The sequence below is a fragment of the Frankia canadensis genome (genome assembly GCF_900197875.1).
Taxonomy (GTDB): Bacteria; Actinomycetota; Actinomycetes; order Frankiales; family Frankiaceae; genus Frankia; species Frankia canadensis.
In genome coordinates this window covers 1-6,184 of sequence record NZ_FZMO01000222.1, presented here as the reverse complement: position 1 = coordinate 6,184, position 6,184 = coordinate 1, and the positions used below count along the sequence as shown (strand labels likewise).

Genomic DNA, 6,184 nt, shown 5'->3' with positions numbered 1-6,184 from the left:
GGCATGAACGGCGTGGCGGCGGGCATCGGGAGAGGAGGGGTACCGGGGGCGCGCCGGCGTTTGGGGTGGCGCGTCACGCGGGACGGCAGGTGCGGGGTGGTGAGGGGAATGACGTGGTTCCAACCGGCATGACGGGTTGCCTACCGCGCCTGCCCGTGCACGCCTATTCTTGGTTGTCAGGCCCGTCCCTGCGGGCCTGCGGTCGTGGGAGGAGCGTCGATGCCGCTCTCGGAGAACGAGCAGCGCCTTCTGGAGCAGATCGAGCGCGCTCTCGTCGAGGATGATCCGAAGTTCGCCAGTGCCGTCCGGTCGACGGACCCTCGCACCTATCTGAGGCGACGTGTGCTCCGCAGCGCGTTCGTCTTCCTGCTCGGGCTCGTGGTCCTGGTCGTCGGCGTGGTCCTCAACCAGGTGCCGCTGACGGTGATCCTGGGCATCCTCGGATTCCTGATGATGTTGTTCGCGGCGCTGCGAGGAGCCGCGGACCTGCGCCGGATCAGCGGACGGGACGTGGGCGGCCGCCGCCCGGGCGGGCGGTCCCGCACGGGCAGATCCCGCCCGCGGACGAGAACGCCGTTCATGGAGCGGGTCGAGGAGCGGTGGCGGCGGCGCTGGGAAGACCGCCCCTGAGCGCAGCGGCCGGCGCTGTGCCGGCGTTGGCCGGGATGCGCGGGGCCGAGGGGCCGGGAAGATCACAGTTCCACGCGTGGCCTGGGGCTCTGATCCCCGCCGGGCTCTAGGGCTCTGAACCCCGCGGGCCGGACTGGGACAGGGCGGGGCGCGCGTGGTCCGGGTGGGTGCCGGTGGACGAGCCGTTCTGGCTGCCCGGATGGCGGAGGCGCGTCGAGCGGGGCTCCGCCGGGGGATACAGGCTCGGCGGGCGGTTGGTGGCGTCCACTGACGTGCGGCGGCCGCCCACGGGCAGCCAGCGGTGACGGTCGGTGCTCCGGGAGGTACCGACGGCGGTCACGGCATCGGCCGCGCCTGGTTCCCCGCGGCGGAAGACCGACGGCGGCACGAGGCGGGCCATGATCCGTCGCCCGCGGGGGGCGACCGACCACAGCGTCCCGGCGACGAGCTCCACGTCCCTGGCCACCTCGGCGGGCGGGGGCGGGCTGGCCAGCTCCGGCGGTGCGTAGCGGGCCCGCTCCTCCGCGGCGGCAAGCCGACCGAACGCCTCGCGCACCGGCTGGTACGTCGGCGACGCGCCGCCGTCCCCGCCGGCCTCCGGGCCGTCGTTCTCGGCGCCGCGAGCCGCCGGGCGGTCGGCGCCCGGCGGCTCGGCGTCCAGGTACGCGGTCAGCCGGGCGACGCCGGCTCGGGGCGAGTCGCTCGTCCGAATGGTCACCCCGAGGTCCGCGGCGACGTCGAGCAGCTCGGCCCAGGCCTCGTGCACCTGGGCGACGGCCCCCGCCTGATCATCGCCGCTGGTCCCGCCGGGGTCGCCGCCCGCCACCGCCCCGGGGCCGTGGCGCCCGGGCCGCAGCCGGGCGCGGCGGCGCCGGACCCGGATGATCGCGGGCGTGGCCAGCCCGAGCAGCAGGAAGGGCGTCGCCACCAGCAGCGCGAACACCCACATCGGCAGGCCCCCGGGCGCCGCGGAGGCCGGCTTGCCGGCCTGCGGGGCCGAGGAGCCCGCGGCGGCGCTGGGGGTGGGCGCCGCGCTGGGCACGGGAACCGGGCCACCCGCCGGGTCCGGCTGGGGGGTGGCCGGCAGCTCGGGCCCCTGGGAGGCGGCCGCGCCGTCGGGGTCGTCCACCCCGGCGGGGGCATACGAGGGCGCGGTGGTCGCCCCGTCGGCCCGGCGGGTCGGCTCGAAGCTCACCCAGCCGACGTTCGGGAACCACACCTCCGGCCAGGCGTGTGCCTGCCGGTTCGTGACGAGGTAGCTGCCGTCGGCCTGCCGCTCGCCGGGCACGAACCCGATCGCGACGCGGGCGGCGGCGCCGAGCATCCGGACCATCACCGTCATCGCCGAGGCGAACTGCTCGCAGTACCCGGTGCGGGTGTCGAACAGGAACTCGGAGAGGGCGCCTTCCTGGGTGGTCGGCGCGCCGCGCAGATCGTAGGTGAACAGCGGGCCGCGCAGGTACTCCTGGATCGCGTAGATCTTCTCGTACGGGGTGCGGGCGCCGCGGGTGACGGTGGCGACGAGCTGGCGCAGCCGCGGGTCGAGGTCGGCGGGCAGCGCGGTGTCGACGGCGAGCTCGTCGGGGACCGGCCCGCTGGATGCCTGCAGCTCCTGCCGGGTCGGGTTCGGTACGACCGCGTCGACCTGGTATTTCGCCCCCGAGGTGGAGGTACGGGTGGAGAAGATCGTGCCGGTCGGGGTGGCGAGCCGCCAGTCGCCGACCAGGCCCCTGACCCTCGTCGGGACACCGGGGACGGGCAGGTAGAGCTCGTTGAAGCGGCTGGTCACCGAGATGGACGCGCTGGTCGTGACGGTGCCGCCGCCGAGGCGCGGCTTGGGCAGGCCCTCGCTGATGCGGTTGTCCCGGGTCGCGTTGAGCGCCCGCAGGGTGAACAGCTGCCCGTCGAAGTTCTCCAGCGCGGTCAGCCGAAGGTAGTGGGGAGTGTCCTCGCGCACGTTCAGCAACGGCACCTCGTTGCTGGCGTGCAGCTGCTGGCTGACCGAGACGATCGGCTGCACGACGCTCGCCGAGCTCGGGCCGTCCCCGGCGCCGTAGCCGCCCTTGCGGGACACGAGGCCCTCGCCGTCCAGCGACGGCACGCCCATCGGCACCGTGACCGCGACGACGAGCGCGGCGAGCGCGACGCCGAGGGCGTTCACCGTCACTCGGCCGCCGAACGCCTCGCCCTCGCGCCGCTCGGCCCCGTCGGACACGGTGCGGCCCCAGCGGCCGAAGGCGAGCCGGCCGTCGAGCATCAGCAGGGCGATGAAGCTCACCGCGCCCAGCAGAAACGGCACCGGCCCCACGCCGCCGGGCAGGATCGCCGCCGACACCGCGTACAGGGCGAGCAGCGGCAGGCCGCCGAATGTCGGGCGGTCGAGCGTCACCACGATCAGGTCGACGAGCATCGCCGTGAGGTAGATGCCGGTGACGGTCAGCACGACCACGCCGGGGCGGTGCGGCACCGGCGTGGCCAGCCGGGAGATGTCCGAGCTGCCGGCGGAGATGAGCTCCCGCAGCGTGCGCACCGTCCCGCTGGTCGGCACCACCCCGAACAGCGCCGTGCTGCGCGCGCACAGCACGGTCACCACGACGAGCAGGCCGGCGAGGCTGAGCAGCAGGCCGGCGGCGGTCGGCAGCCGCAACAGCCGGCCGGCCGTCGCGGTCCCGACGGCGACGACGACGGCGATCAGCACCGGCACGAACCACCAGGCCGTCCCGTCGAACAGCCGGGACAGGGCACTGGTGGACAGCAGGCAGGCGATCGTCGCCACGGTGGTGGGCACCAACCGGGTGTTCATCCGCCCCCCCGCCCGAACTCGGCGCCGGCGCCGGCGGTGGCGCGGGCCGCGGCGGCGGGACCGGCGGCGCCGGCGCGCCCGGCCATGGCCGCCACCCGCGGCCAGACCGTGGCAAGGCTCGTGCCCTGCTGGGCGATCACGACCGCCCAGCCGGCCCGGGCCAGCGCGGTGCGGGCCGCGGCGAGGTCGGTGGCCGCGCTCGGCGGCGCGTCGCCCCAGGTGGTGATGTCGACGAGGATGGCGACCGCGGGGGCGCCGGACCCGCGCAGCCCGATGAGGGCGCTCGTCAGGCCCGCCTCGGCCCGCCCGAGCACCGCGACGACCATCCCACCCGCGTCCCCGCCGCCGGCGGGCCGGCGCAGCGCGGTGAGCGCCGGCTGTAACGAGGGGACGTCCGCCGGCAGCAGCACGGACAGTTCGTCGAGCAGGCCGCCCACGGTCGTGCCGGCGATGGAGGTGACCGGGCCGCGGTCGGTGACCAGGCGCACCTTGTACCCGCCGCGGACCAGATGCAGCCCGACCGCGCCGACGGCGCTGACCGCCCATTCGAACGCGTCCGCCCCCGGCCCACCGGGCCAGGCCAGCGCCCGGGTGTCGAGCAGGATCGAGGCCGCGCTGGTCTGCGGGTGCTCCTCGCGGCGGACCATCAGCTCACCGGAGCGGGCGGTCGTCTTCCAGTGCACCTTGCGCAGGTCGTCGCCGGAGCGGTAGGGGCGGGTGGTGGTCTCGTCCACGCCGACGAGGCCGCTGACCCGGCGCTGGTCGGCGTTGAGGCTGGCCGACCCGCGGGGGCGGGTCGCCGGCAGCCGCTCGATCGCCGGGGCGACGATCAGCTCGTCCAGGCTGCGGAAGCTGCGCGACACCTCGCACAGGCCGAACGGGTCACCGATGCGGATCGCCATCGGGCCGATCTGGTAGCGGCCGCGGGCCGTGGCACGCAGCGCGTAGGACAGGTCGCGCCGCCCGCCCGGCTCGATCCGGTCGAGCACGAACCGGGCGCCGCCGCCGAGGCCGGCGCCCGCGGTGTCCTCCACCAGCAGCACGGACGACGGCGAGCGGCTGACGTTCTCCAGCTGGATGCGCACGCTGACGCGGTCACCAGCGGTGACCCGGCGCGGCTCCAGCCGCCGGGTGCAGGACAGCCGATAGCGGGTCCGGGAGACGACCGCGGCCGCCAGGACCGGCAGGCCGGCGATCAGCAGCCCGATCCGCAGCAGATCCTGCTCGCCCAGGACCAGCGCGGACACGGCGCAGGCGGCCCCGGCGGCCAGGAACGACCGGCCGCGGATCGTCAGCCCACGCAGCGCCGCGACGAAATCCCGCACACCGATCTCTAACGGCCGTGCCGGAGCGGGCGTGCCCCGCCGGGCCGCGGGATCGGGATCCGGTGCAGGACGTCGGTGAGGATGCGGGCGGCGAGGTCGGTGGTCGGCTCCCCGGACAGCATGATCTCCGGGTGCAGCAGCAGGCGGTGGGCCATGACCGGGACGGCCATCTCCTGGACGTCGTCGGGCAGCACGAAGGCCCGCTGTTCGAGCGCCGCCCGCGCCCGCGCGGCCCGGATGAGGTGCAGCGCCGCGCGCGGGGAGGCGCCCAGCGCGATGTCGGGATGGGTCCGGGTGCCGCCGACCAGGTCGACGATGTACTGGCGCACCTCGGGGGAGACGTGCACGGTACGTACCAGCGAGATGAGGCCGGCGATCTCCGCCGCGTCGGTGACCGGGGAGATGCCCGACAGCGGGTTGGCGTTGCCGTGGCTGTCGAGCATCGCCATCTCGGCGGCGGGCGACGGGTAGCCCATCGAGATCCGCGCGGTGAACCGGTCACGCTGGGCCTCGGGCAGCGCCCGGGTGCCCTCCATCTCCACCGGGTTCTGGGTGGCGATGACCATGAACGGCGACTCGAGGCGGTAGGTCACCCCGTCGACCGTGACCTGGTGCTCCTCCATGCACTCCAGCAGCGCCGACTGCGCCTTGGGCTCGGCCCGGTTGATCTCGTCGCCGACGACGATGTTCGCGAACACCGGGCCGGGGCGGAACTCGAAGTCCCGGGTGCCCTGGTTGTAGACGCTGACACCGGTGACGTCGCTGGGGAGCAGGTCCGGGGTGAACTGGATGCGGCGCACCCGGGCGTCGATGGAGCGGGCCAGCGCCTTGGCGAGCATGGTCTTGCCGACGCCCGGCACGTCCTCGATGAGCAGATGGCCCTCGGAGAGCAGCACGACGAGCGCGGTGTTGATCGCGTCGACCTTGCCGTCGATGACCGTCTCGACCGACTCCCGGACCCGGTCGGCGATGGTGGTGAGATGACCGATGTCGGCCACCGGGTCACGCCAGTGGAGCAGACCTGGGTCGGTCACCACCAGTGGGCCCCCCTCCGGGTGTCGATCGTCGGGCCACGACGCCGGGCTGGGCGTCGGGCTGAGCGGAGCCGGGCCTGGTGGGGCCTCGTCCCTTGGGTCCGGTCCCGTGGAGCGGTCCGTCCCTCCCGAGTGTGACATCCGTGGAGGGTGCGTAGGCCACGGTGGTCAAGGAAACATGCCGTGAACCGCCCCGGCGATGATGCCTCGACGGGGTGATGTCTCCCTCACAGGTGTCGGTCCCGCGTCTGGTACCGGGGATTTCGCCTGTCCGGCACGAGACCTTTTTACCTATTTCGAGCGGTTTATACCACGGACACTGTGGGCATCGCGCGCGGCAGATGGCGGAGTGGTTTCGGTGGGGTGACGCGGGGTGTTGAGGGGGTGTGGGG

Annotated in this window: 4 protein-coding genes; 1 reads left to right on the top strand and 3 read right to left on the bottom strand. The window is 74.6% G+C overall.

Translation table 11 applies throughout. The features are described 5' to 3' along the window. Positions 1-219 precede the first annotated feature (219 nt). Positions 220-630, top strand: coding sequence for a DUF3040 domain-containing protein (locus C1A33_RS17610; RefSeq protein ID WP_101832569.1), 411 nt, complete (start codon positions 220-222; stop codon positions 628-630). Positions 631-736: 106 nt separating this feature from the next. On the opposite strand, the gene C1A33_RS17605 is transcribed toward C1A33_RS17610, so the two are convergent. From C1A33_RS17605 to C1A33_RS17595, 3 genes are read right to left on the bottom strand one after another with little or no spacing between them, the layout of a single operon-like run. Beyond that, complete coding sequence (locus C1A33_RS17605) at positions 737-3,433, bottom strand: transglutaminaseTgpA domain-containing protein (protein WP_101832568.1); 2,697 nt, start codon at positions 3,431-3,433, stop codon at positions 737-739. After that, positions 3,430-4,758: a DUF58 domain-containing protein gene (locus tag C1A33_RS17600; protein WP_101832567.1), complete on the bottom strand. Its 1,329-nt coding sequence runs from the start codon at positions 4,756-4,758 to the stop codon at positions 3,430-3,432. Before C1A33_RS17600 ends, C1A33_RS17605 begins: the two co-directional genes overlap by 4 nt. 8 nt (positions 4,759-4,766) lie before the next feature. Next, the gene (locus C1A33_RS17595; protein WP_101832566.1) at positions 4,767-5,795 is read right to left on the bottom strand and encodes an AAA family ATPase; all 1,029 of its coding nucleotides are present in this window, start codon (positions 5,793-5,795) and stop codon (positions 4,767-4,769) included. Positions 5,796-6,184 lie beyond the last annotated feature (389 nt).